The organism is Alloactinosynnema sp. L-07, assembly GCF_900070365.1.
Lineage (GTDB): Bacteria > Actinomycetota > Actinomycetes > Mycobacteriales > Pseudonocardiaceae > Actinokineospora.
This window is the reverse complement of record NZ_LN850107.1, coordinates 2340303-2365179: the sequence shown is the minus strand read 5'-3', so window position 1 is coordinate 2365179 and position 24877 is coordinate 2340303. Positions and strand designations below refer to the sequence as shown.

The 24877-nt window shown below is 71.5% G+C and carries 13 protein-coding genes; 6 read left to right on the top strand and 7 right to left on the bottom strand.

The window, feature by feature from the left end:
• Positions 1–4: 4 nt before the first annotated feature.
• Genes BN1701_RS10575 through BN1701_RS10560 form a run of 4 tightly spaced genes read right to left on the bottom strand, consistent with a single transcriptional unit; the run spans position 5 to position 15436 of the window.
• Entirely contained in the window at positions 5–988 is a 984-nt protein-coding gene (locus BN1701_RS10575; protein WP_054047860.1) for an NB-ARC domain-containing protein, read from the bottom strand.
• Positions 985–8076: a non-ribosomal peptide synthetase gene (locus BN1701_RS10570; protein ID WP_054047858.1), complete on the bottom strand. Its 7092-nt coding sequence runs from the start codon at positions 8074–8076 to the stop codon at positions 985–987. The genes BN1701_RS10575 and BN1701_RS10570 overlap by 4 nt, the downstream gene beginning before the upstream one ends.
• Positions 8076–14429, bottom strand: a complete 6354-nt coding sequence (locus BN1701_RS10565) for a non-ribosomal peptide synthetase (protein WP_054047856.1) — start codon at positions 14427–14429, stop codon at positions 8076–8078. Before BN1701_RS10565 ends, BN1701_RS10570 begins: the two co-directional genes overlap by 1 nt.
• Before the next feature lie 32 nt (positions 14430–14461).
• Complete coding sequence (locus BN1701_RS10560; protein ID WP_054047855.1) at positions 14462–15436, bottom strand: TauD/TfdA family dioxygenase; 975 nt, start codon at positions 15434–15436, stop codon at positions 14462–14464.
• A 170-nt stretch (positions 15437–15606) separates the two neighbouring features.
• On the opposite strand from BN1701_RS10560, the gene BN1701_RS10555 reads away from it, so the two are divergent.
• Together BN1701_RS10555 and BN1701_RS10550 are read left to right on the top strand one after the other, a co-directional pair.
• Positions 15607–16164, top strand: a complete 558-nt coding sequence (locus tag BN1701_RS10555) for a copper resistance CopC family protein (protein WP_054047853.1) — start codon at positions 15607–15609, stop codon at positions 16162–16164.
• Between the two features lie 70 nt (positions 16165–16234).
• On the top strand, positions 16235–16756 hold the full coding sequence (locus tag BN1701_RS10550; protein WP_067520641.1) for an SRPBCC family protein: 522 nt from the start codon (positions 16235–16237) through the stop codon (positions 16754–16756).
• On the opposite strand, the gene BN1701_RS10545 is transcribed toward BN1701_RS10550, so the two are convergent.
• The 3 genes from BN1701_RS10545 to acs all read right to left on the bottom strand — a co-directional run bounded on the left by BN1701_RS10545 (position 16694) and on the right by acs (position 20747).
• On the bottom strand, positions 16694–18007 hold the full coding sequence (locus BN1701_RS10545; protein WP_082859771.1) for a glycoside hydrolase family 125 protein: 1314 nt from the start codon (positions 18005–18007) through the stop codon (positions 16694–16696). The two genes, BN1701_RS10550 and BN1701_RS10545, sit on opposite strands and share 63 nt — an antisense overlap.
• A gap of 121 nt (positions 18008–18128) precedes the next feature.
• Positions 18129–18515: a VOC family protein gene (locus tag BN1701_RS10540; protein WP_054047850.1), complete on the bottom strand. Its 387-nt coding sequence runs from the start codon at positions 18513–18515 to the stop codon at positions 18129–18131.
• A gap of 297 nt (positions 18516–18812) precedes the next feature.
• Complete coding sequence (acs, locus tag BN1701_RS10535) at positions 18813–20747, bottom strand: acetate--CoA ligase (RefSeq protein ID WP_054047847.1); 1935 nt, start codon at positions 20745–20747, stop codon at positions 18813–18815.
• A 146-nt stretch (positions 20748–20893) separates the two neighbouring features.
• Between acs and BN1701_RS10530 the strand changes: the two genes are divergently transcribed.
• Genes BN1701_RS10530 through BN1701_RS10515 form a run of 4 tightly spaced genes read left to right on the top strand, consistent with a single transcriptional unit; the run spans position 20894 to position 24847 of the window.
• Positions 20894–21961 (top strand): sensor histidine kinase, encoded by a 1068-nt coding sequence (locus BN1701_RS10530; protein WP_082859770.1) that lies wholly within the window; start codon positions 20894–20896, stop codon positions 21959–21961.
• Positions 21961–22737, top strand: a complete 777-nt coding sequence (locus BN1701_RS10525; protein ID WP_054047845.1) for a LytTR family DNA-binding domain-containing protein — start codon at positions 21961–21963, stop codon at positions 22735–22737. The genes BN1701_RS10530 and BN1701_RS10525 overlap by 1 nt, the downstream gene beginning before the upstream one ends.
• Complete coding sequence (locus tag BN1701_RS10520) at positions 22737–23081, top strand: hypothetical protein (protein WP_054047843.1); 345 nt, start codon at positions 22737–22739, stop codon at positions 23079–23081. The genes BN1701_RS10525 and BN1701_RS10520 overlap by 1 nt, the downstream gene beginning before the upstream one ends.
• Positions 23082–23083: 2 nt before the next feature.
• The gene (locus BN1701_RS10515; RefSeq protein ID WP_054047841.1) at positions 23084–24847 is read left to right on the top strand and encodes a cation acetate symporter; all 1764 of its coding nucleotides are present in this window, start codon (positions 23084–23086) and stop codon (positions 24845–24847) included.
• Positions 24848–24877 lie beyond the last annotated feature (30 nt).

The following is a 24877-nucleotide window of genomic DNA, read 5'->3' as shown; positions in this document are numbered from 1 at the left end:
GGGCTCATCGCGCGCCGACCAGCTCATCGGCCACAGTGGACAGTGACAGGCGGTGGATGGCGGCCCTGGCGGACAGGGCCGCCAACGCCATGGGCACCCCCGCGCACGCGGAGATGATCGTCTCCACCGCGCGCGGCTCGGCCTGAACCCGCTCCGCGCCCAGCCTGCGCACGAGCACGGCGTGGGACTCGGCGCGGGAGAGGCGGTCCACGGCGACCGGGTGGGCGCCCTCGGCGACCACGAGATCGGCCAGCGGGTCGCGGCTGGTGACGACCACGACCGAGCCCGACGCGCCGGGCAGCAGCGGCCGGACCTGGTCCACGTCGCACGCGTCGTCCAGCACGATCAGGGTGCGGCGGCCCGCGAGCAGGGAACGGTAGAGCGAGACCCGCGCGTCGAGCGTCTCCGGCACCTCGGTCGCCCCGAGCGCGCCGAGGACACCCCGCAGCGCCTGCGCCGTGGACCCGCGCAGGTCCACATACAGCTGCCCGCCGGGGAACTGGGACCGCACCCGGTGCGCCCACCGCACCGCCAGCGCCGTCTTGCCCACGCCCGCCGCGCCGGTCAGCACCGCGATGGCGACCGCGGTGGGCTGGTCGGCGGCGCGGCCGAGCATGTCGTCGAGCTGGGCGAGTTCGGCCAGGCGGGCGGCGAACACCGGGATGTCCATCGGCAACTGCGCGGGCACCACCGTGTCGTGGACCGGGGTGCGGGGAGTCGGCCGGCGCGGCGCGTCCGGGTGGACGCGCCGCGCCAGGACCTCGAAACCGGCGCGTTCGGTGCCGGTCAGGGTCAGGGCGTCGGCGAGCAGGCGCACCGACTCGCCGTGCGGGCAGGACACCCGGCCGCGTTCCAGGTCGCGGATGGTTCGGACGCTGACGCCCGAGCACAGCGCGAGCTGCTCCTGGCTCAGCGCCGCCGCCGCGCGCAGGGCGCGCAGCAGGGCGCCGAAGGACACCGCGTTCTGGGGTGCGGCCATGGTGGTCATCGAGCCTGGTTCTCCCGCGCCTCGTCGGCGGCGATCACCTGGTCGAGCAGCGCGGCGAGCCTGCCGACGTGCGGGGCCTTCATCACGCTGAAGTGGTCACCGGGCAGCCGGTGCACCCGCACGCCGCCGGTCATCTCCTGCCAGCGCGCCAGGAACTCGCGGTAGGTCTGGCCCGCGGCGACCTCGTGCTCGCCCTTGGCCAGTTCGTCGCTGACGATCAGGTGCAGCGGCCCGTCGTAGCGGCGGTGCCGGTAGGTCAGGCACAGCTCCATGACCTCCCGCCAGACCCGCGCCGCGGGCAGCCACATCTCGCCCGCGCCGTGCTCGGGCAGGGTGATCCCGATCTCGGGGTCGACGTCGTCGACGATGTGGTTGAGCAGCGCCAGGGTCTCCTCGCGCACTGAGCTGTCGCCCGCGTCGAGTCGTTCCAACAGCTCGACGCATCGCTTGATCAGGGTGAACTCGTCCTGCAGCTCGACGCGGTCGTGGCTGTCGATGCCGGGGTCGAGCAGCATGAACGTCACCTGCTCGCCATCGGCGGTGAGCCGGTGGGCGATCTCACTGGCGATGCCGCTGCCGCCGCACCAGCCGAACAGCCGGTACGGGCCGTGCGGCACCGCCGCCCGCAGCTCCGCAAGATACCGGGTCGCCATGTCCTCAGTGGACGGTGCCGGTCCGGTCGGAGATTGCAGGCCCGGCCACTCGAACGCGGCCAGCGGCAGCTCCGGGTCCAGCTCCTCGGCGACCCTCAGGTACCAGTGGGCGCTGCCGCCGCCGGGGTGCACGCAGAACAGCGGGGCGCGCGAGCCGGTGCGGTTGAGCCAGATCAGCGCCTTGGCCGCGGTCGGGGCGCCGGTGATCGAGGCGGCCAGGCGCTCCACGGTCCGGTGCTCCATGAACGCGCGCACCGTCAGGTCGATGGCGTGGCGCTCGCGCAACACCGCGATGATCCGCAGGATCAGCAGCGAATGCCCGCCCAGGGCGAAGAAGTCGTCGTGGACGCCTACCCGCTCGACCCCCAGCACCGCACCCCACGTGCGGGTCAGCGCCCGCTCGGTGGAGTTGCGCGGCGCGACGTAGGCGCGCGCCGAACTGGCCGTCCCCGCCGCGGGCAGCGCCTTGCGGTCGAGCTTGCCGTTGGCGTTGATCGGCATGGCGTCCAGCTCGATCCACGCGGTCGGGACCAGGAAGCTCGGCACCCGGTCGCGCATCAGGTCGGCGAGGCCGTCCAGGGCTACGCCGTCCTCCAGGGCGGCGTAGCCGACGAGGAACTTGGTGCCGTCCGCCCCACGCTGGACCGCGGCGGCGCCGTCGCGGACGCCGGGCAGTGCGGCGATGGCGGTCTCGACCTCGCCGAGTTCGACCCGGTGGCCGCGGATCTTGACCTGGTGGTCGCGCCTGCCGACGAAGTGGATCAAGCCGTCCGGGTCCTGGCGGACGATGTCGCCCGAGCGGTACATCCGGCCGTGGCCGCGCGGGTCCGGCACGAACCGCTCCGCGGTCATGCTCGGGTGGGCCGCGTAGCCTCGGGCCATGCCGGGGCCGCCGATCAGCAGCTCACCGGGCACGCCGAACGGCACCGGGAGCAGCTCCTCGTCCACCACCAGCACATCGGTGTGCGGGATGGGCGGGCCGATCGGGATGACCTTGTCCCCGGGTGACGCGCCACGGTGGATCGTGCTGAACGTGGTGCACTCCGTCGGGCCGTAGGCGTTATTGATCTCCACGCCCAGCTCATTCACCGTCCGCACATGCGCCGGGTTGAGCACGTCACCGCCCACCACCAGGTAACGCAGCGTCGACAGCGCGGCGGGCCGCACGTCGGCGACGTGGTGGAACAGGGCCGTGGCCAGGCACAGCGTCGTCACCTCGTGGTGGCGTAGCAGGTTCTCCAGTTCCTCGGCCGTCGGCGTCCCCGGCGGGCACACCGCCAGCCTGCCGCCGTTGCACAGTGCGCCCCACAGCTCGAACGTCGCGGCGTCGAAGGCCAGTGGCGAGTGCAGCAGGAACGTCTGGTGCTCGTCGAAGGCGCAGTAGTCGGTGGCGTGGACCAGGCGGACGATGCCGCGGTGGCAGATCTGGGCGCCCTTCGGCTGACCGGTGGAACCCGAGGTGTACATCAGGTACGCCAGGTTGTCTGGCGACAGGTCCACCTCGGGTGCCGTGTCCGGGTACCCGGCGGTCGCGGCCCAGTCCGGCTCCAGGCACACCGACGCGAGCCCGGCGAACCGGTGCGCGTACTGGCCCTGGGTGACCACGAACGTGGCCCGCGAGTCGTCCAGCACCAGCCGGACGCGCTGGTCGGGGTGGGCCGGGTCGATCGGCACGTAGCAGCCGCCCGCCTTGAGGATGCCCAGCAGCGCGACGACCACCTCGACCCCGCGGTCCATGCACACCGCGACCGGCGTCTCCACGCCCACACCGTTGGCCCGCAACAGCCGGGCGAGCTGGTTGGCGCGGCGGTCCAGCTGCGCGTAGGTCATCCGCCGCTCACGGAACTCCACGGCGACCTCATCCGGCCGGGCCCGCACCTGCGCGGCGACGAGGTCGGTCACCGTGACCGGCGGCAGCGGCGGGCTGACCCGCGGCTGCCCGGTCTGCTGCTCCAGGCTCGGCGCGCGGAAGGCGCGCGGGTCGGCGTCGAGGTCGGCGGCCATCTCGGTCAGCACGGCGAGGTAGGCGCCCGCCAGGCCGGTCAGCCGCTCGCGGCCCGCCCAGCCCGGCCTGCACGTCACCCGCAGCTCACCGGGGAAGGTCCACACGTCGAGGGTGAACTCGTTGGGGCTGTCGTCCACGATCTCGCCGACGCCGGACTTGTGGTCGTCGAGCACGTGGAAGTCCAGCGCGGCGAAGATCACGTCGATCAGCGGCGCCCCGCCGCCCCACTCCCGCTGCATCGCCGGGACCGGGTAGCGGCGGTGCGGCCACAGCGCCATCTCCTCGGCGAACACCCCACGCAGCAGCTCCCGCCACGACGGCACCGACAGGTCCACCGCGAACGGCACCGTGTTCAGGTACATACCGCGCACCTGGTCGCCGTCGAGGGTCTCCGGCCTGCCGTTGGTGACCGCGCCCGCGAAGAACCTCCGCTGCCCGGTGATCAGGCCCAGCACCTTCAGATGCGCGGTGTAGAGGACGGTCTTGAGTGAGGTCTGGGTCTGCGCGGCGATCCGGCGCAGGCCCGGCTCCAGGTCCCGCCACGGCAGCCGCACCTCGAAGTGCTCGTCGCGCTCGGCGGGCGGCGCGGAGTCCTCGGGCAGGCGCAGCCGGTCGAACCGCTCCAACCGGTCGCGCCAGAACTCGCGGTCCTCCACCGAGGCCAGGGACTTCTTCTCCAAGGCGATGAAGTCGGCGTAGCGGGCGGGCGGCTTGGGCCCTAGACCGGAGCCTTTGCCGTCGCGCAGCGACTTGTAACAGGCGCGCAGCTCACCGATCAGCGAATGGTGGCTCCAGCCGTCGAGGATCGCGTGGCACTCGATGTGGGTGAGCAGCCACTCCCGCTCGCCGAGCTGGTGCACGTGGTAGCGCAGCAGCGGCGCCTGGCTCAGGTCGAACGGGAGCAGCTTGGCCTCGGCCAGATATGCCTGTACCGCTGCCTTCTGGTCCTCTTCGGACAGACCGCGCAGGTCGTCGTAGCCGACCGGCAGGTCGGCGGTCTCATGCACCAACTGCATCGGCTCGGTGTACCCGGTCAGATCGAACGACGTGCGCAGAATCTCGTGCCGGTCGACCAGCAGCCGCACCGCCTCACGCACCGCGTCCAGGGAGAACGGGCCGTCGTCGACGATCTGGAAGTTCGTGACGTTCTGATAGCTGTTCCCGTGTGGGGACGCGATCATCTCGTAGACCATGCCCGCCTGCACCTGACCCATCGGGTAGGCGTCGGCCAGGCCGTCGGGCAGCCGCTTGCGGTCGACCTCGGCCAGCAGCTCGAACCGACCCACCAGCTCGTCGGCCACCGTCTCGCCGGCGACCGACGCGAGCTCGGCCGGGCTCGGGTGGGTGAACACGTGCTGCACCGACACATCGATGCCCTGGGCGCGCAGCGCGCCCACCGCGCGGATCGCCCGGATCGAGTCGCCGCCCGCGTCGAAGAACCGGTCGTGCACACCGATCCGCTCCACGCCGATCGCCTCGGCCATCGCCTCGGCCACCGACCGCTCCAACGGCGTGCGCGGCGCGGTGTATTCACCGGTCAGTGCTGAGCCTGCGGCAGGCTTGGGCAGTGCCTTGCGGTCGACCTTGCCGGACGTGGTCAGCGGCAGCGTGTCCAGCGCGACCCAGTGCGTCGGGATCATCGACTCCGGCAGCCGCTCCCGCAAGAACTTCGCCAGCTCCCGCACATCGGCCGAGCCGACCGGGTAGCCGACGAGCTGTCCATCGTGGACGGTCACGGCCGAGGCGCCGACCTCGGGGTGCTCGGCCAGCACCGACTCGATCTCGCCCAGTTCGATGCGGTGGCCGCGGACCTTCACCTGGTGGTCGATGCGGCCCAGGTAGTCGATCGCGCCGTCCGGGCGGAAGCGGGCCAGATCGCCCGTTCGGTAGCGGCGCTCGCCGCCCGGGCCGGGCACGAACCGCTCGGCGGTCAGCGCGGGTTTGTTGAGGTAGCCGCGCGCCAACTGGACGCCGGCGAGAAGCAGTTCACCCGGCACGCCGACCGGCACGGGGGAGCCGTGGGCGTCGACGATGTGAGTGCGGGTGTTGGCGATCGGGCGGCCGATGGTCACCGGCTCACCCGGCACGCACAGGGTGGCGGTGACATCGACGGCGGCCTCGGTCGGGCCGTAGAGGTTGTGCAGCTCGCCGCCGATGCGCTCATGGGCGCCGGTGACGAGGTCGGCGGGCAGCGCCTCGCCACTGCAGATCACCCGGCGCACCGAGGGCAGCGCGCCGAACGGCTCAGCCAGGAACGCGCGCAGCATCGACGGCACGAAATGCAGCGTGGTGATCCCGGCTTCGCTGATCACCTCGGCGAGGTAGGCCGGGTCGCGGTGCCCGCCGGGGCGGGCCATGACCAGCGTCGCGCCGGTGATCAGCGGCCAGAAGAACTCCCACACCGACACGTCGAAGCTGTACGGCGTCTTCTGCAGCACCCGGTCGGACCCGTCGAGTCCGTAGGCGTCCTGCATCCACAGCAGCCGGTTCACGATCGCCCGGTGCTCCACCATGACACCCTTGGGGCGGCCGGTCGACCCGGACGTGTAGATCACGTACGCCGGATGCGCGGGATGCACCTCGACCGCGTCACCCGCCGCCTCGGGCAGGTCCATCCTCGGGTCGACGGTCCGGATGCCGTGGTCGCGGTCGGAGATCACCAGCGTCGCGCCCGAGTCCGCGAGCATGTAGGCCAGCCGGTCGGCCGGGTAGTCCGGGTCCAGCGGCAGGTACGCGCCGCCCGCCTTGAGGATCGCCAGCAGCGACACCACCAGGTCGATGCCCCGGTCGAGACCGACCGCGACCACCGACTCCGGCCCGACGCCCAGCGTGCGCAGGTGGCTCGCGAGCCTGCCCGCGCGCGCGTCGAGGTCCCGATAGGACAGTTCGGCGTCCTCGAACCGGACGGCCACCGCGTCCGGGCACTGCTCGACGCGGGCCTCGAACAGGCCGGTCAGGGTGCCGGTCGGATAGTCGACGTCGGTGGCGTTCCAGGCCGCCAGCTGCGCGTGTTCGGCCTCGGCCAGCAGTTCCATCCGCCCGACCGGCGCCTCCGGCGTCGCGGCGACGCCCGCCAGCAGCCGGACGAAGTGGCCCGCGAGCCGCTCGACGGTGGCACGGTCGAACAGGGCGGTGGCGAAGTTGATCCCGCCCGCGAACGAGCCGTCGGCGCGCTCGGTGACCGCGAGGGTCAGGTCGAACTTGGCGGTGGACTCGCCGACCGGGATGGACTCCGCGCGCAGGTCCGCCAGCTCGACCCCGGCCGACCCGGACTCCTGCCAGAGGAACATCGCCGAGAACAGGGGAGTGCGCGACGGGTCGCGGTCGGGGACCAGGTCCTCCACCAGCCGCTCGAACGGCAGCCGCTGGTGGCCGTAGGCGTCGAGCACGGTGTCGCGGACCCGGCCGAGCACCTCGGTGAACGACGGATCGCCCGACAGGTCCGTGCGCAGGACCAGGGTGTTGAGGAACAGGCCCAGCATGTCCTGGAACTCGACCCGCTCACGGCCCGCGACCGGCGTGCCCACGGCGACGTCGTCCTGGCGGGCGTAGCGGGCGAGCAGGATCTTGAACGCGGCCAGCAGCGTCATGAACGGCGTCGCGCCGTTGGCCCTGGCCAGCGCGGACAGCGCGTGCGCGACCCCGGCGGGCACGTCGAAGGTGACCTGGTCGCCCGCCGCGTCACGCACCTTGGGGCGGGGCCGGTCGGCGGGCAGCTCCAGCGGGGTGAGCCCGGCGAGCTTGCCGCGCCAGTAGGCGAGCTGCCGGTCGACCACATCGGCGGTCAGCTGGTCGTGCTGCCAGGCCGCGTAGTCGGCGTACTGCACCGGGTGCGGCGGCAGGGCGAGCGATTCACCGGACACGGCGGCGTTGTAGCGGGTGGCGAACTCGCGGACCACCAGTTCCTCCGACCACGCGTCGGAGGCGATGTGGTGCGCGGTGAACACCAGCGCCCACTCCTGCTCGTCCATCCGGGCCAGCGTCGCGCCGAACACGGGGCCCACGGCCAGGTCGATCGGCGCGCGGTCGGAGGTCATGAGTCCGGCGAGCCGCTCGACCTCGCCGCTCAGGTCCACTTCGGACAGAGCGGCAGCGCTCGGCGCGTCGATCACCTGGACCGGCTCGCCGTCCACCACCTCGTACCGGGTCCGCAGCACCTCGTGACGGGCCACGATCCCGTCGAGCGCCACGCGCACCGCGGCCCGGTCGACCGGGCCACGCAGCCGCAGGGCGGTGCTCATCAGGTACTCGGTGGTGCCCGGCTGCAGCTGGTCGAGGATCCACAGCCTGCGCTGCGCCGACGACGGCCGCGGCGGGGTGTCGCGCGACACGCGGGCGATGGACTCGTCACGGACGGGTGCGGCCGTGCCGCGCAGCCGCCGCCGCAGCAGCTCCGCGCGCAGGGTCGCCTGGTCGAGGGTCTCGGTCATCACACACCTTCTCGGGACAGCAGTTCGGCGACGTCGGCGTCGGACAGTCCGGCGATCTCGGCTTCGATGGCATCGGTGACCGCGCCCGCCAGCTCGGCGACGGTGGTCGCTTCGAACAGGGTGCGCAGCGCCAGGTCCACGGCGAAGGTCTGCCGCAGCCGCGCCAGCACCCGGGTGGCCAGCAGCGAATGCCCGCCCAGCTCGAAGAAGTTGTCGTGCACGCCGACCCGCTCGACGCCCAGGACGTCGGCCCAGATCCCGGCGACGGCCTCCTCGCCCGGATCGCGCGGTGCCACGTAGTCACGTTCGGCGTCGGTGCGCACCGGGTCGGGCAGCGCCTTGCGGTCGACCTTCTTGCTCGCGGTCAGTGGCAACTCGGCCAGCGGCACCCACAGCGCGGGGATCATGTACTCCGGCAGCAGCTCCCGCAAATGGGCGCGCAGTTCGGCGACGGTCGGCTCGACATCGCGGGGGACCAGGTAGGCGACGAGTTGCTTGTCGCCCGGCCGCACATCGCGGGCCACGACGACAGCCGCCTGCACCGCGGGGTGCCGCGACAGCGCCGCCTCGATCTCGCCCAGCTCGATCCGGAAGCCCCGCACCTTGACCTGGTGGTCGATGCGGCCCAGGAACTCGATCACCCCGTCGCGCCGGTACCGGACCAGGTCGCCCGTGCGGTACAGCCGCGCGCCGGGCTCGCCGGACAACCCGTCCGGCACGAACCGGTCGGCGGTCAGGCCTGGCCGGTTGAGGTAGCCGCGGGCCAGGCGGACCCCACCCAGGCACAGCTCGCCCGGCACACCCAGCGGCACCGGACGCAGGTCGGCGTCGAGGATGAACGCCTTCGTCCCCGCGACCGGACGCCCGATCGGCAGCGTCGCGTCGGCCCGGTGCCCGGCCGGCTCACCCGCCACCGGGTGCAGCACGCAGGTCACCGTCGCCTCGGTCGGACCGTAGTTGCACAGGAACCGCGCGGGCAGGCCGGTCGCGGCCCACCGGCGCGCGTCGGACACGGTGACCACGTCGCTGCCGACGTTCATCAGCCGCAGGTCGGTCAGCTTGTCCACATCGGACGACTCCAGGATCTCCCGGTAATAGGCGGGGGTGATCTCCATGATCGTCACGCGGTGCTCGGCCAGCCGGGCGGGCAGCTCGGCCGGGGTCCAGAACACCGGGTCGCTGACCACGATCGTCGCGCCCGCGACCAGCGTCGCGGCGATCTGGTCCATGGCCACGTCGAAGGTCAGCGCCGAGAGCAACACCACCCGGTCGTCGACGCCGATGCCGTAGGAGTCGGCGATGATCCGGCAGTGGTGGGCATACGAGCGGTGCTCGATCATCACGCCCTTGGGGCGCCCGGTCGAGCCGGACGTGTAGATGACGTAGGCCAGGTCACGCGGCTGGACCAGGGTCGGCGGGTTGTCCTCGGCGCCGCCCCAGTCGCCGTCGATCAGCACGGTCCGGCGCGCGGGGTCGATCCGGTCGGCGAAGCGGGCCGCGGTGACAACGATGTGCGCGCCCGCGTCGTCGAGCATGAACTCCAGCCGCTCGGCCGGGTGCGCCGGGTCGAACGGGATGTAGACGCCGCCGGACTTGAGTGTGCCCAGGAGTACGACCACCGCGTCGATCCCGCGTTCCATGCAGGAGCCGACGACGACATCCGGGCCGACGCCCAGGGCGCGCAGGTGGTGGGCGAACCGGTTGGCGCGCAGGTTCAGCTCGGCGTAGGTCAGCTCCGCGCCGTCGAAGACGACCGCGACCGCGTCGGGGGTGCGGGCGGCCTGCCGCTCGACGAGTTCGGGGACGGTGAGCCCGCGGTCCTCGACGGGGTCGAGCAGGTCGACGCGGGCGCCATCGGGGTCGGGCCAGTCCAGCAGCAGCGTGTCGCGTTCGTCGGTGGGCAGGACGTCGAGGTCGGTCAGTGTGGTGCCCGGGTCGATCGCGATGCTGTCGAGCAGCCGCAGATAGTGCGCCGCGAGGCGTTCGATGGTCGCCCGGTCGAACAGGCCGGTGGCGTACTCGAACCAGCAGCGCAAGGTGCCGTCGGCGCGCTGCTTGACCGTCAGCGTCAGGTCGAACTTGGCCACCGGCGTGCCCGAGTGCAGCGACTCGATCGACGCGCCGCGCAGCGTGGTGGGGAAGCGGTCGAGGTGCTGGAGCTCGAACATGATCTGGAACAGCGGGTTGCGCGACAGGTCGCGGTCCGGGCGCAGCGCGTCGACCAGGTGCTCGAACTGGACGTCCTCGTTGGCGAAGGCCTCCAGGGTGACCCTGCGGACCTGCGCCAGGAAGTCCACAAAGGACGGGTTGGCACTCGCGTCGGTGCGCAGCACCACGTTGTTGACCAGGAAGCCGAGCACGTCCTCGGTCTCCTGCCGGGTGCGGCCCGCGACCGGGGTGCCCACGGCGATGTCGGCGCGGCCGGTGTAGCGGCCCAGCAGTACGTTGAACGCGGCCAACAGCGTCATGAACAGCGACGCGCCATGCCGCTGCCCCAGCGGGCCGAGCGCCTGCCCGGTCGGGTGCGGCACCTCCACGATCACCGTGTCGCCCGCCGGGTCGCGCAGCGCGGCGCGCGGGCGGTCCATCGGCAGCTCGACCGGGGTCAGGTCGGCGAGCTTGTCGGTCCAGTAAGCCAGCTGCGTGTCGGTGCTCTGCGCCCGCTGCCAGGACGCGAAGTCGGCGTACTGGACGGCGGGCGGGGTGAGCGGGGACGCCTCGCCCGCGGCGAAGGCCTGGTAGGCGGCGTCGAGGTCGCGCATGAAGATGCCCATCGACCAGGCGTCGAAGGCGATGTGGTGCAGGCTGATCGCGACCAGGTGGTCCTCAGCGGTCAACCGGACCACGGTGATCCGCAGCGGGTGGTCGGCGGCCAGGTCGAAGGGGGTGCCGCAGGCCTGGTCGATCAGGTCCAGCGCGTGCGACTCGGTGCGGGCCTCCACGAGGTCGAACCGGACCGCGGCGGGCGGGTCGATGATCTGCACCGGGTCGCCATCGCCGCCGACATAGCGGGTGCGCAGCACCTCGTGGCAGCGGGCGACGTCGTCCACGGCGCTTCGCAGCGCGGGCACGTCGAGCGGGCCGCGCAGCCGCAGGGCCAGCGGGATCAGGTACTCGGCGCTGGCCGGTTCGAGCTGGTCGAGGAACCACATGCGCTGCTGGGCGAACGACAGCGGCAGCCCGCCGCCGCGCGGCACCGGCTGGATCGCCGCCGAGTCCGACACGTCCCCGCCGTCGATCATGGCCGCCAGGTTGGCCACGGTGCGTTCGGTGAACAGCTCACCGACACCGAGTTCGACGTCGAACTCGCGGCGCAGCTTGAGCACCAGCCGGATCGCCAACAGCGAATGCCCACCGAGAGCGAAGAAGTCGTCGTCCGCGCCGATCCGGTCGACACCGAGCACCTCGGCCATCAGCCCGGCCACGGTCTGCTCGGTCGACGTGCGCGGCGCGACGTGCTCGCGCACCTTCACCGCGCGGGCGCCGTCGGGGTCGGGCAGCGCGGCCCGGTCGACCTTGCCGTTCGGGGTCAGCGGCAGCGCGTCGAGGGTGACGAACACCGAGGGGATCATCGCTGCGGGCAGGCGGGCGTCCAGGTGCTCGCGAAGGTCCGCCAGATCGATGGTGTCCGGGACGACGTAGGCGATCAGCTCCACCTCGCCGGTCTCGGCGCGTCGGGTCGTGACCACCGCGGCGGTCACCGCCGGGTGCGCGCACAGCGCGGCCTCGATGTCACCGGGCTCCACGCGTACCCCGCGCACCTTCACCTGCGCGTCGACCCGGCCGACGAACTCCAGCGCGCCGTCCTCGCGCCTGCGCACCAGGTCCCCGGTGCGGTACCAGCGCTCGCCCCTGGCACCGAACGGGTTCGGGGTGAAGCGGTCGGCGGTCAGGTCGCCGCGCGCGGCATACCCGCGGGCCAGGCCCACCCCGCTCAGGCACAGCTCGCCCGGCACCCCCACCGGGACCAGGTCGTCGTCCGGGCCGACGACGAACGTGCGCATGTTCGGCAGCGGCGTGCCGATCGCCACGATCTCGACTTCCTCGGCGGCGTCGTAGGGCCACGCGGTCGCGTCGATCGAGCACTCGGTGGGGCCGTAGGTGTTGAACACCTCGATGTCGACCGTCTCGCGCAGCCGCGCGCACAAGGCGGCGGGCAGCGGCTCACCGGCCGAACACACCAGCCGCAGCGCCGCGCAGTAGACCAGCCCCGGCTCCTCCACCAGCAACCGCAGGATCGACGGCACCACCTGCAGCACGGTCACGTCATGGTCGGCGACCGCGCGCAGCATCGCCGTCGGGTCGCGGTGCGCGCCTTCCGGGGCCATCACGACCGCGCCGCCGGACACCAGCGGCGACAGGAACTCCCACACCGACGCGTCGAACCCGATCGTGGTCTTCTGCAGCACCCGGTCCCGCGCGCCCAGCCGGTACCGGTCCACGGCCCACAGCACCCGGTTGCGGATCCCCGCGTGGGTGATCACCACGCCCTTGGGGCGGCCGGTGGAGCCGGAGGTGAACATGACGTAGGCGGCGTTGTCCTCGCTGATCACCGGCCGGTCGGCGGGGCAGGCACCGAGGATGGTGTACGCGTCGGTGTCCATGGCGACCACCGGCACCGACAGCACCCGGTCCCGCAGCGACTCCACGGTCAGCACCAGCGCCACACCCGCGTCCTCGGCCATGACCGCCAGCCGCTCGGCCGGGTGGTCCACTGGCAGCGGCACGTAGATCCCGCCCGCGGCGAGCACCGCGAGCAGCGCGACCACCAGGTCCGACCCGCGGTGCAGCGCCACACCCACCGGCGTCTCGGCACCGACCCCGCGCGCGATGAGGTGGTTGGTCAGCGCGTCGACCCAGGCGGCCAGGTCGGCGTATGTGAGTTCCTCCTCGTCGGTCACCACGGCGATCGCGTCCGGCGTGGCCGCGGCCTGGGCGGCGACCAGCTCGGGCAGGTTCGACGCTGGAGTGGCCGCGGTCGTGGCGTTCCACTCGACCAGCTGCCTGCGGTCGGCGTCGTCGAGGAGGTCGACGCGGCCCACCGGGGCGGTCGGGTCGGCGGCGACCCCGGCCAGCAGTCGCACGAAGTGGGCCGCGACCCGCTGGATGCGGGCCTGGCCGAACAGCGCGGTGGGGAACAGCAGCTGCGCGACCACCGAACCGTCCGGCCGGTCCAGCAGGTGCAGCGACAGGTCGAACGCCGAACTCGCCCATGGCGTCGGGAACCGCTCGACCTCGATCCCGGTCAGGGTGAACGGCTTGCGCTGGGCGTTCTGCAGGGCGAAGCCGATCTGGAACACCGGGTTGCGAGACAGGTCCCGCTCCGGGGCCAGGTCGGCCACGACGCGCTCGAACGGGATGTCCTGGTTGCCGTAGGCGTCGAGGGTGACCTCGCGGACGCGGGTCAGCAGGTCGGTGAACGATGGTCCGCCGGACAGGTCGGTGCGCAGGACGATCGTGTTGAGGAACAGGCCGATCAGCTGATCGAGCTCGGCCTGGTCGCGCCGGGCCACCGACACCCCGACCGCGATGTCCTGTTTGCGCGAGTAGCGGCTCAGCAGCAGCTGGAACGCGGCCAGGTAGACCATGAACGGGGTCGCGCCGTACGCCTTGCCGACCGCGGTCACCGCGGCGGCCACGTCGGCGGGCACGGTGAACTCGAAGCTGTCGCCGTCGGCGTCCCACCGCGGCGGCCGCGGCCGGTCGGTCGGCAGGTCCAGCGGCTCCAGCCCGGCAAGGCGGCCCCGCCAGTAGTCCAGCTGCGTGGTCAGCGTCGGCGCTGCGGTGTCCCACCACTCGCGTTGCCAGTCGGCGTAGTCGGCGTACTGCAGCGGCAGCGGTACCAGCGGCGAGGGCTCACCGGCGGCGATGGCGTTGTAAATGGTGGTGAGCTCGCTGGTCATGACGTTCCACGACCAGCCGTCGAAGGCGATGTGGTGGACGCTGAACAGCACCACCACTTCGTCGGCGGCGACGCGGACCAGGGTGACCCGCCACGGCGCCTGCTCGCGCAGGTCGATCGGCATCCGCAGCACGTCGGCGCCGATCTCGCGGACCCGGTCCTCCCGCTCGGCCGCGGGCACGTCGGACAGGTCGATCACCGCGGGCGCCACCGGCGCCGGGTCGTCGATGATCTGCACCGCGACATCGCCGTGGGTGTCGTAGCGGGTGCGCAGGATCTCGTGGCGCTCCGACAGCGCCGACAGCGCCGCGGCGAACACCTCGGTGTCCAGCGGCCCACGCAGCCGGTACGCCCGGTGCAGCAGGTACTCCGTCGCCGCCCCGGACCGCAGCTGGTCGAGGAACCACAACTGTTCCTGCGCGAATGACAGCGGGTAGCCGCCGGTAGCCATCGATCGCCTCCTGGTCTTCTACAGCTGGACGGTCATGCGGACGGTTCGGCCATGGCCACGGCGATCTTGCGCGGCCCGGTGAACGGCTCCCGGCCGTGCGCGGCGAGCATGTTGTCCACCACCAGCACGTCGTCCAGACGCCAGTCGAACCGGCGCTGGGCGGCGCGGTAGCAGTCGCGCAGGTGCGCCACGACCTCGTCGGGGATCGGCGCGCCGTCGCCGTAGTAGGTGTTGGTCGGCAGGTCGGCCTCGTCGAACATCTCCCGCAGGCCCGCGCAGACGTCCTCGGCGAGCGTGGTCACGTGGAAGAAGGCCAGGTGGTTGAACCAGACGGTCTCGCCGGTCACCGGGTGGGTGTGCACGGCCTGGCGGCGGGCCCTGGTGCGCAGGCCGGTTCGGCCCACCCACTCGACCTCGACCCCGGTGCGCGCGCAGTACGCCTCGACCTGGGCGCGGTCCTCGGTGTTGAACGCCTGCTGCCACGGCACACCGACGCCGGCGATGAAGTTGCGCACCACCATCCACCCGCGCCGGGCGAACTCGTCGCGCACCGCAGGGTCGATCGCGGCGTAGACCTGGCGGATGTCGGCCAGGGGAGTCGAGCCCAGCGTCATGGGCGGCTGCATGCAGTAGAAGAACAGCGTCAGCGGCCACGTGGCCTGGTAGGAGTTCTCGTTGTGCAGGAAGATCTCCTCACTCGGCGGGTAGTCCGTCGAGGTGTAGACCTGCCCTTTGATGGTGCTGCGCGGCGAGGACCGCTCCGCGTAGGTCAGCGGGGTGCCCGACAGCGCGCGCACCACCCGGTCGAACCCGTCCACCCCGCCGACCTCGAAGCCGCGCAGCAGCACGGCCCCGGTGGTCCGCAGCCGGGAGCGCACGGTCTCGCGTTCAGCGGCGAGATAGGACGCGAGGGACATACCTGCCTGGCCGGCGCTGAGCACCAACGGGAGTGTCGACTCCGGTCCGGAGTCCGCGAGCGCGATCGCAACGTCGGAGGTCGCATCCATGCGCACAGCGTGTCCGTCCGGGCAGGTTCCGCAGCAGAGAAGGACCGGCAATGCTGTGCGCTCGACCCGGATGCGCGTTCTTCTCCCCGGGAACCGGCGGGTCCTCGCCGACGACCACTCAGACAGCGCGGCGGCTTGACGCTCGACCGCCCGACCGAGAGGCTCCCCGCATGACCCGCACCGCCCGCGCCCTGCTCATCGCCGTGGCGCTCGTCCTGGCCACCGCGACCCCCGCGCTCGCGCACAACTCGCTCAAGTCGAGCACCCCCGCCGCGGGCGCCACCCTCGACGCGGCCCCGGCCGCGGTCGCGCTGACCTTCGCCGAGGCGCTCACCCCCGCCACCACGACGGTGACGATCACCGGTCCGGACGGCGCGGCGGCCGCGGGCGCGGTGCAGGTGGCTGGGGTGACCGCGACGGTGCCGTTCACCCCGACGGTCGCGGGCGCGTACAAGGTCGCCTACAAGGTCACCGGCCACGACGGCGACGCCACGTCCAACAGCTACACCTTCACCCTGAGCCCGGCGGCGATCCCGACCACCACGACACCGCCGCCGACCACCACGACCACCCTGGCGCCGACCACTGTCGCCCCGACGACCCAGCCCGCCACCCAGCCCGTCGCGGCCGAGACCGAGTCGACCCCGTGGTGGCCGTGGGCCATCGGCGGGCTCGTGGTGCTGCTCGCGGGCGGCGGGATCGTGGCGCTGCGCCGCCGTTCCGCCTGACCCGCTCCATCCGTGCGGTGTTGCGCCGCGGCCGTTGTCCCGCGGTCCGCGGCGTGGCTACCGTTTCCCCGTGGAGCCAACGATTTCGCGGAGCAAGACCATCGCGGTCGGAGCCGATGTCGTGTGGGGCCTGGTCTCCGACCTGCCCAACATGGGCCGGTTCAGCCCGGAGAACGTCGGCGGACACTGGGTCGACGGCACCGGGCCTGCCGTCGGCGCCCGCTTCCGCGGCACCAACCGCAACGGCGAACGCGAATGGCACACCAACGCCACCGTCGTCGAGTGCGTGCCAGAGCGGCTGCTGACCTTCGACGTGCGCAGCCCCTTCGGCGTGCGCGTGTCGCGATGGTCCTACGTGCTGGAACCGACCGCCACCGGCTGCGTGCTCACCGAGAACTGGTACCGGGTCGGCAGCTGGTTCATCCGCCGCTTCCTGGGACCGAAGGTGACCGGCCGGACCGACCGGCCCGGCTTCAACACCCACTCCATCGACTACACCCTGGCCGCGGTGAAGGCGTTCGCGGAGAACTCAGGGCAGGTAGTCGGGACTCTGTCCACCGGCCAGCCGGAATCCACAGTGGACGAGAGCTAGTTCGCAGAACATCGAGTTCGCCCAGGAGAACCACTCGCGGGTGAACCTGTTGGGATTGTTGACGTCGAAGCTCTCGTGCATCATGCCGGTGCCGCCCGTGGTCGCCAGCAGCAGCGCCAAGATGTCCTCCTGCTCCTGCTTGGTCGTCGCCGTCAGCCCCTGCACGCTCAACGCGATTGGCCAGACGTAGTTCGACGGCGTGTGCGGGCTGCCGATCCCGGCGGCCGCGGTACCGTCGAAGTAGTACGGGTTGTCCGGGCTCAGCAGGAACTCGCGGGTGGCCACATATACCGGGTCGAGCGCGTCGACACAGCCCAGGTACGGCAGCGACAGCAGGCTGGGCACGTTGGCGTCATCGAGCAACACCGACCGGCCGAAGCCGTCGACCTCGTAGGCGTAGACCTTCGTGCCGCGCGGGCCGGTCACCGTGGCGTGCGCGGCCAAGCCCGCGGTCATCTCCCGGTGCAGGCGGTCGGCGTCGGCGGCGAGGGCGTCGTCGTCGAGCAGCTCGCGGGCGATCTCGCCGAGCTGGCGCATCGCGCGGGCGGCGTAGAAGTTGCCGGGGATGTTGAAACCCAGGTCGCAGGCGTCGTCGCTGGGCCGGAACCCGCTCCACACCAGGCCAGTGGGCTTCGTCAGCCTGCCCTTGCCGAAGCGTCCCAGCGTGTTGCGGCCATGGGCGAACCAGCCGCCGCGGCGGAACCGGTAGTGCGAGCGGGTCTCGTGGTCCTGCTCGACGGTGAAGGTGTCCACGATCCGGCGCGCGGCCGTGCGGAAGGTTGACTCACACCAGTCCGTGCTGCCGGTCGCCTTCCACAGCAGGTAGGCGAAGTCGATGCCGTAGGTCAGCGAGTCGATCTCGAACTTGCGCTCCCACACGATCGGATCCATCTTCGTGCGGTCGGAGTGGTGGCCCCGGCCGTTGGGTTCGAGGTTGAACGCGTTGGCGTACGGGTCGATCGTGATGTAGCGCCACTGCCGCAGCAGCAGCCCGGTCAGCAGCTTGACCAGCTCCGGCGCCTCTTCCACCAGGTAGAGCAGCGGACGCAGCTGCGCGGCCGAGTCGCGCAGCCACATCGCCGGGATGTCGCCGGTGATCACGTACGTGGTGCCGTCGGGCTGCTCGGACACCGTGGTCTCGGCGGTGTTGGTCAGGAAGCGGGTGACCGCCTGCGCGACCTGCTCACCACCCATCGCGGCGGTGATCCGCTCGGCGACGGTAGCGAGCAGTTCAGGGCGCAGACGTGCCACGGTGGCCTCCTCGGGGGTCGATCTTCCACACCCTACGCGGTGTGCCCGCCCCACTCCATCAGGTCACGGCGCCGCCACCCCAACGTCGGACAAGGCACGTGAGTTGAGGATGCCTGCTGAGTTACGCCTTCGCGGTCTCCCACAGACCCATCACATTGCCCTCGGGATCAGTGAAGTACGCCGCGAATCCCATGTCGCCGACCGCCATCTTCTCGGTCACCGTCTTGCCGCCGCGCTTGCCGACCTCGGTCAGCGCGTCATCGATGCTGGCGACGTCGACCACGAGGACCGGGGTGGGGGACCACTGGCCGCCTGCCCTGGCCATCATGCCGCCGTTGATGTACCCGGACTCGGTCGGTCCCTGTTCGCCGCTGGGTCCGGTGGACACCATCGTGTAGTTCATCTCGGGCATCTCTTGGATCTGCCAGCCGAACACCTCCTGGTAGAAGGCCCTGGCCCGGTCGCCGTCGTCGAACGGGATCTCGAAGTGCACGACTCGTCCACTCATCTGGCTTACCTCCTTCGGCTCGTCCCTCGACTCTAGGTCCGTCGCGGTGGATCGGCTCGGTGGATCGGCCCAGTGCTAGTCCGCAGGTGGGCCAGTTTGCTGGTGGGCGCCTGTTTGGGTGGTTCGCCTTGATTTGGGGCCCCTAGAAATGGGCCTGTGCGGGTCAAAAGGCGAGCTCAAGGAACCTCACCCGCACCGCGATTTTAGGCCCATTTCCCCCAAATCAAGGCGAACCACCCAAACAGGCCGTTCCGTACGGACCGTCGCGTTTTCGGGGGCCCTGCCTTGGGTGGGTTTTTAGCTCAGACCCTTTGCGATTTGGTCCATTACCGAGCTGTCGGCCAGGGTGGTTGTGTCGCCTACTTCGCGGTTTTCGGCGATGTCGCGGAGAAGCCTTCGCATGATCTTGCCGGAGCGGGTTTTCGGGAGTTCTGGCACGACGAGCACTTGGCGTGGTTTGGCGATTGGGCCGATTTCCTTGGCCACGTGATCTCGTAGTTCCTGCACCGCACCCTCGGCGCCGCCGCGCAGGATGACGAAGGCGACGATGCCCTGGCCGGTGGTCTCATCCGCCGCGCCGACTACCGCTGCCTCGGCGACGCTTGGGTGGGAGACCAGGGCGGACTCGACCTCTGTGGTGGAGATTCGGTGGCCGGACACGTTCATCACGTCGTCCACCCGGCCCAGTAGCCAAATGTCGCCGTCGGCGTCGTATTTGGCGCCGTCGCCTGCGAAGTAGAAGCCCTGGTCGGCGAAGCGGGACCAGTAGGTCTCGCGGAAGCGGTCCTCGTCGCCCCAGATGCCCCGCAGCATCGCGGGCCAGGGCTTGTCAAGGACCAGGTAGCCGCCGCCGCCCGGGCCGACCGGGGTGCCTGAGTCGTCCACGACGGTGGCGCTGATTCCCGGTAGTGCGCGCTGCGCGGACCCTGGCTTGGTTGAGGTCACCCCTGGGAGTGGGCTGATCATCATGGCGCCGGTTTCGGTTTGCCACCAGGTGTCCACGATGGGGCAGCGGTCATCGCCGACGTGTTCGCGGTACCACATCCAGGCTTCGGGGTTGATCGGCTCGCCGACGCTGCCGAGGACCCGCAGCGATGTCAGGTCGTACTCGGCGGGGATCGAGTCGCCCCACTTCATGAAGGTGCGGATCAGGGTCGGGGCCGTGTAATACACCGACACCCCGTACTTCTGGATGATCTCCCAGTGGCGGCCCTGGTGTGGGGTGTCTGGGGTGCCCTCGTAGATCACCTGGGTGGCGCCGTTGGCGAGTGGGCCGTACACGATGTAAGAGTGGCCGGTCACCCAGCCGATGTCGGCGGTGCACCAGTAGACATCAGTCTCCGGTTTGAAGTCGAAGACCACGTTGTGGGTGTAGGCGGCCTGCGTCAGGTAGCCGCCGCTGGTGTGCAGGATGCCTTTCGGATTCCCGGTGGTGCCTGAGGTGTAGAGGATGAACAGCGGGTGCTCGGCATCAAACGCCTGCGGGGTGTGGGTGTCGGGCTGGTGGTCGACCAGGTCGTGCCACCACAGGTCACGGCCCTCCGTCCAGTCCACAGTGGAGCCGGTGCGCCGAACCACCACGACATGCTCGATCGACGGGGTGTCGGCCAGTGCCTCGTCGACACCTGCCTTCATCGGCACCGCGCCGCCTCGGCGGAACTGGCCGTCGGCCGTGATCAGGACCCTGGCCTGGGCGTCGTCGATGCGCGAGCGCAGCGCGGTAGGGGAGAAGCCGCCGAAGACGACCGAGTGGACCAGGCCAAGGCGGGCGCAGGCGAGCATCGCGAACACGGCCTCGGGGATCATCGGGAGTTGGATCGCCACCCGATCGCCCGCGACCAGACCCAGGGAGGCGAGGCCGTTGGCGGTCCTCGACACCTCTTGTCGCAGGTCGCGGTAGGTGATGGTGCGGGTGTCGGCGCCCTCGCCCTCCCAGTGGATCGCCACCCGGTCGCCCAAGCCCGCCTCGACGTGGCGGTCCACGCAGTTGTAGGCGACGTTGAGGGTGCCGCCGACGAACCACTTGGCGAACGGCGCGTCGGACCAGTCCAGGACCTGGGACCACTCGGTCGCCCAGCTCAGCCGCCTGGCCTGGGTGGCCCAGAAGGCGTCGCGGTCGGTATCGGCTTCCGCGTAGAGCTGGGCGGTGGCGTTCGCCGAGGCGCGGAACTGCGCGCTTGGGGCGAAGGTGCGCCGTTCGTCCATCAGGTTGGCCAAGGTCTGTGAGTCCATTGCTGCTCCCGCAAATGCCCGTCGGTGGCCGCCAACGTTAGGAACGGGCCGAGCCCAGGTGGGGCCACGGCGACGGACGGTGCGGGGCGGGGGACGAACGGTCGATGAGTGGTGGCGCGCGGGCGACCGTCCCCTAACATCGTCCCATGTCCGTGCCAGCGCAGCCGCCGACACGGTCCTGGTCGCCATGGGCGTCCCGGGCCGATGCCGCCGCTGTGCTGGGTACCGCCCGCCAGATCGCCGACGATCTGTCCGATGGGCTGGCGGGTACCCGGGTCCGCCAGGTCGCGCGCGGCGTGCGCAAGCTGCTCGACGTCGAGGGCGTGGCCCTGGCCGACCTGTCGGGGCAGCCGGTCTGGTCGGGCAAGGCCGCCCCGGTCGACCGGGTCGCGGCCCTCATGCAGGAGGTCATGCACACCGAGACCAGGGCGGGCCGCTCGCCGCTGCTGGTGTTGCCGCTGCATGTCCACGACGAACTCGCGGGGGTGCTGATCATCTTCGGCGCGGGTCGGGCGTCGGCGATCCGCGAGGTGGCCGAGTGGATCGTCGCGGCGCTGGAGCGGGCCCGGCTGGAGGCCTCGGCCGAGTACGCCGCCCAGGCCGAGCTGCGGGCGCTGCGGGCGGAGATCTCCCCGCACTTCGTCTACAACGCGCTGACCGTGATCGCCTCGCTGGTGCACTCCGACCCCGAGCGGTCCCGCGAGCTGATGCTCGACTTCGCCGACTACAACCGCTACAGCCTGGCCAGCCACGGCGAGTTCACCACCCTGGCCGACGAGTTCCACGCCATCGAGACCTACCTGGCGCTGCAGCGCGCGGTGCTCGGCGACCGGCTGCGGGTGCAGATCCGGGTCGCCCCGGAGGTCCTGGCCGTGACCATCCCTTATCTGGTGTTGCAGCCATTGGTGGAGAACGCGGTCCGACACGGCATCGAGCCCCGCGCGGGCGACGGCGTCGTGCAGGTGCGCGGCGAGGCGGAGGGCAACGACTGCGTGATCAGCGTGGAGGACGACGGGGTGGGGATGGACCCCGCGGTGGCCGAGGCGATCCTGGCCGGCCACGGCCGCGCGGGCAGCATCGGACTGGCCAATGTGGACCGTCGACTGAGGAATGTCTACGGTGCGTGGTACGGCCTGGTGGTGGAGACCGCGCCCGAGGCGGGCACCCGGATCGTCGTGCGCGTGCCGGTGTTCCAGCCGGGGGTGACGCGGTGATGCGGGTACTCGCGGTCGACGACGTCAAGGCGGCGCTCGATGAGCTGTGCAGGTTGCTGCGCGCGGCTCCGGAGGTCGCCGACGTCACCGCGGCGGGCGACGCGCTGACCGCGCTGCGGCTGATCGAGGGCGGCCAGTTCGACGCGGTGTTCCTCGACATCTCCATGCCCGGGATGAACGGGCTGGAGCTGGCCTCGCTGCTGTCGAAGCTGAGCAAGCCGCCGGTGATCGTCTTCGTCACCGCCTACGACGGGCACGCGGTGTCGGCCTACGGCATCGGCGCGGTCGACTACCTGCTCAAACCCGTGCGCGCCGAACGCCTCGCCGCCACGATGTCGCGGGTGGCCCGGATGGTGACCCCGGCGCCTGTGGACAAGACCGCGGCGCCCGCCGCACCGGAGTCGACCAAGCCGGACGCGATGCCGGTGCTGCCGGTGGAGGCCGACGGCCGCATCCGCTACGTGCGGCGCACCGACGTCGAGTTCGTCGAGGCGCAGGGCGACTACGTGCGCCTGCACACCCGCGGCGGCGTTCACCTGGTGCGGATGCCGATCTCCCGGCTGCTGGAGTACTGGGAGAACGCCGGGTTCGCGCGCGTGCACCGCGGCTACCTGGTGGCCATCGACGCGGTCCGGGAGCTGCGCAGCGACTCGGTCGGCGGGATGCTGGCCCACACCGACCTCGGCGACGTGCCGGTGAGCCGTCGACACGCCCGTGAGCTGCGGGAACGGCTGCTGCGCGCGGCGCAGCGCGGCGAGCTCGGCGGGCGGGCCTGATGCCCTCGCGCCGGGTCGCGGTCACCAGCCCCCAGACGCGGCTGGCGCACGCGCGCCGCCGGGTGCTCACCGCGTGGCGGCCGCCGGTGCTGGACCCGTCTGACGTGCAGCACGCCATGCGGATCTACACCGCTCAGCGCAGGCGGGCGTTGCTGCCGCTGATCCTGCTGGTCGTCGTGCTGCTCGGGTTGCCAGCGCTGCTGGCCGCGTTCCCCGGGCTCGACGACGTGCGGCTGCTGGGCATCCCGGTGTCGTGGCTGGCCATGGCCACGCTGCCCTACCCGCTGATGGTCGGTCTGGCGGCCTGGCAGCTGCGCCGGGCCGAACAAGTCGAAGACGACTAGGCATGATCGCGTTCCTGTCGGTCGCCCCGGTCGTGCTCGTCACGCTCCTCATCGGACTGCGCGGCATCGCCGCCATGCGCACCACCTCGGACTTCCTCGTCGCTTCCCGGCGGGTCTCGCCGCTGCTGAACTCGGCGGCGGTGTCGGGGGAGTACCTGTCGGCCGCGTCGTTCCTCGGCGTGGCCGGACTCGTGGTCAAGGACGGCATGGGCGCGCTGTGGTACCCGGTCGGGTTCACCGCGGGCTACGTGGCGATGCTGGTGCTGGTGGCCGCCCCGATGCGCCGCTCCGGCGCGCTGACCGTGCCCGACTTCGCCGTGGCGCGGCTGGCGTCGCACTCGCTGCGCAAGCTCTCGGCCGTGGTCGTGCTGGTGATCGGCGGGCTGTACCTGGTGCCGCAGTTCCGCACGTCCGGGCTCGTCCTGTCGGCGGTCAGTGGCAGTCAGTACTGGGTCGGTGTGGTCATCGCCGCGGCGGCAGTCAGCATCACTCTCGCCCTGGGCGGGATGCGCGCGGCCACCTATGTCCAGGCGTTCCAGTTCTATCTCAAGCTGATCCTGTTCATCGTCCCGGCGATCTGGCTGCTCATCCAGGCGGGCCCGGCGGTGCGACACGAGGCCGTGCACCCGGTGGAGTTCACCCACTTCACCAAGGACACGCCGGTCGACTTCCAGGTCGACGTCACCCTCGAACTGCGGGAACCGACGGAGGTGATCCGCCAGGACGGCGCCCGCGAGACCCTGCCCGCGGGTGAACTGCGCGCACCCGCGGGCACCACGCTCGTCTTCGCCGAGGGAACCCCCGTGCCCCTGCCGCGCGGCGGCGCGGCGCCCGGCGGCCCCGGCTGGCAGCGGCCCCTGCTCGACCTGCGGCACGCGGGCTACCCGCTGCTGGGCACCTGGGCGATCCTGATCGCCACCATGCTCGGCACCATGGGACTGCCGCACGTGCTCGTCCGCTTCCACACCAGCCCCGACGGACGCGCCGCGCGCCGCACCGCCGCGATCACGGTGGGACTGCTCAGCATCTTCTACCTCCTGCCCGGTGTCTACGGGACGCTGGCGAAGGTCCTCGTGCCGCAGCTCTACCTGGCGGGCACCACCGACACCGCCGTGGTCGCCCTGCCGTCCCAAGTGGAGGTCGGCGGCTGGGGCAACGTGTTCACCGGTCTGCTCACCGCGGGCGCCTTCGCCGCGTTCCTCGCCACCTCGCTCGGCCTGCTGCTCGTCGTCTCCGGCGCCATCGCCCACGACCTGCTTCCCGGCGGTCTGAATCGGTTGCGTGGCACGGTGTTCGCCGCCGCCGCGGTCGTGGTCATGCTCGCCCTGCCCTCGGCTCGCATTGACGCGGGCGTACTGGTCACCTGGGGTTTCACGGTCGCCGCGTCGACGTTCTGCCCGCTGTTGGTGCTGGGTATCTGGTGGTCGCGGCTGACGAAGGCGGGCGCGATCGCGGGGGTCACCGTCGGCCTGCTCGCCTCGGCGGGCGCGATCGCGGCGACCCTGTTCGGCGGTGAACTGTCCGGCTGGCAAGCGATCCTGGTCGCCCAGCCCGCGCCGTGGTCGGTGCCGCTGGCTTTCGCTACGATGATCGGAGTATCGCTGTTGGGCCGTCCGCCGTCCTGGGCCGCTGCGGCGATGCTGCGCCTGCACCTCGGCGAGCAGCAGCCCACCCGCCCGGACTCCGGACGTGACCTGGGCCACTCATCCTGGCAAGCCCGCCGTTCGTCGGCCGTTCGTCGCATCACTCGACGTCTGGGCCGCTGACGGGTTCTTCGCGGCGGGATCTTCCTACGG